Source organism: Brachybacterium tyrofermentans (assembly GCF_039526165.1).
Classification (GTDB): Bacteria; Actinomycetota; Actinomycetes; order Actinomycetales; family Dermabacteraceae; genus Brachybacterium; species Brachybacterium tyrofermentans.
The window spans coordinates 1-1,727 of the sequence record NZ_BAAAIR010000080.1 but is presented as its reverse complement, the minus strand read 5'-3'; the positions used below and the strand labels follow the sequence as shown (position 1 = coordinate 1,727).

Genomic DNA, 1,727 nt, shown 5'->3' with positions numbered 1-1,727 from the left:
CGTCCTCGTCAGAGACGATCACGGGGCCACCGCGCTACACCACTATGCGGGACTCAACTGATCCTGCGAGGGTTGACATCGCCGAGTCCGAGCAGCGCAAGCACAGGCTCTCCGTGGAGATAGGCACCCTCCCCCACTCGAAGCAACGCCTCCGCGAACTGGTCATACCGCGTCGGCGGGACATCCGGCACGCGATACAACTCGTAGGCGATGTTCTCGAGTCCACCCCGCGCGGCCAGCTTGGGCAGCTCGACCGCAGGAACGCCGGCCTCGGCCACGTCCCGCGTCGTGACGTACCCGTAGTGATCCAGCGCGAGCTCACGCACGATCTCTCGGTACTTCACGTCGGCAGCCATGTCACCGCTATACCGAAAACGGTATTCTTGTGACAGGGTCCAGCTGCCCACCGCAGAGGTTGAACCGGAACGCGACTACACGTTGAAACGGAACTCCACCACGTCGCCGCAGATACCAACCTCTGCGAACCCGGCGAATCCCCAAAAATGACGGCCCTCGACTGGCTCGGCAATTATCGAGCTCGCCGAGCGGGGGGCGCAACCCAGGTTGACAACCCGTCACTTAGCAACGTAGGTTGACGGCATGGAGTCTCCGCGGATCGCAGCAGTAGCAGCCGATACCAGCGACCCGAAAGCAGGATTGCGGGCCGTAGCGTCCTTGCGCGTACTCGCGGACACCTTGGAACTTCGACAGGTCGAGGCCGCGTTGCGCTCGGGCATGAGTTGGCAGGAGATCGCCGACGCGCTCGGAGTGACGCGACAAGCCGCCCACAAGAAGCACTCCAAAAGAATTGACCCAGCGATCTCGACACCCAGGAGGAACAGATGAACAAACTCGTCCGCGCCGCTCAAACCAGCCAATCGCTGTCCCTGGCCGCCATGGAGGAAGCATCCCGGCTCGGGCTCCGCGAAGCCGACATCGACCACCTGTTCCTCGCATTGGTCATCAACGACCAGTCCGCCGGCCGCGCACTGCGCGAGCTCGGTATCGACATTGATAGCGCCCGTCTCGCCGTCGAGGAACAACGTGATGCACAGCTGACCTCGCTCGGCATCGAGGCGACGTTCCCCGAGGCCGGGCGCATCGTGTTCCACGAGACGGATGGGTACGAGTGGACTCGTCGCGCTCGGGACCTCATCGCGAAGTCCAGCGGCAAAGGCAAGCCAGGCGACGCTGCCGCCGTTCTCCGGGAACTCGTCGCAGAACCCAGCGGTCTGATCACGGGTATCCTCCGCCGCCTAGGCACGACACCCGATGTGCTCATCGAACGCCTCGATCGGGCCGACTCGCTCTCGACGAAGTCCATGCCCGCCGCAACGAAAGTGAAGGGGCGGACCACGGGAACGACTGAGACGTTCGTATCTGCACCACTGGACGAAGTGTGGGCGTTCCTCACAGATCCCGCACGTATCCCCGAGTGGGAACCGAGCATCGGCATCCTCGATCAGACCAGTCAAGAAGCGACGCCAGGTACGGTCTGGGAGGGCGTTGCACCCGTAACCTATCCAGACGGCAAGCCTGCGAAGATCAAGCCTCAGTTTCGTCGACGCAGTGTTGAACTCATCGCAATTCACCAACCGGACAGGATCGCATGGAGCTTCGGATATCCCGACGTCGCGCAGAGCAATTCGGTTCTGACTGAATTCGCCTTGGTGAACGCGCCCGGTGGCACACAGGTACGGATTAGCCTCGATCTTTCATGGGGTCGG

The 1,727-nt window shown here is 62.5% G+C and carries 3 protein-coding genes; 2 read left to right on the top strand and 1 reads right to left on the bottom strand.

All coding sequences use genetic code 11. From position 1 onward, the window contains the following. Window positions 1-53 precede the first annotated feature (53 nt). Window positions 54-356, bottom strand: a complete 303-nt coding sequence (locus ABD093_RS18315; protein WP_343926318.1) for a type IV toxin-antitoxin system AbiEi family antitoxin domain-containing protein — start codon at window positions 354-356, stop codon at window positions 54-56. 244 nt (window positions 357-600) lie between these two features. Between ABD093_RS18315 and ABD093_RS18310 the strand changes: the two genes are divergently transcribed. Next, on the top strand, window positions 601-846 hold the full coding sequence (locus ABD093_RS18310; protein WP_096146702.1) for a hypothetical protein: 246 nt from the start codon (window positions 601-603) through the stop codon (window positions 844-846). Beyond that, window positions 843-1,727, top strand: an 885-nt coding sequence (locus ABD093_RS18305) for an SRPBCC family protein (protein ID WP_343926312.1), incomplete at its 3' end; no start/stop codon positions are given. The genes ABD093_RS18310 and ABD093_RS18305, both read left to right, overlap by 4 nt.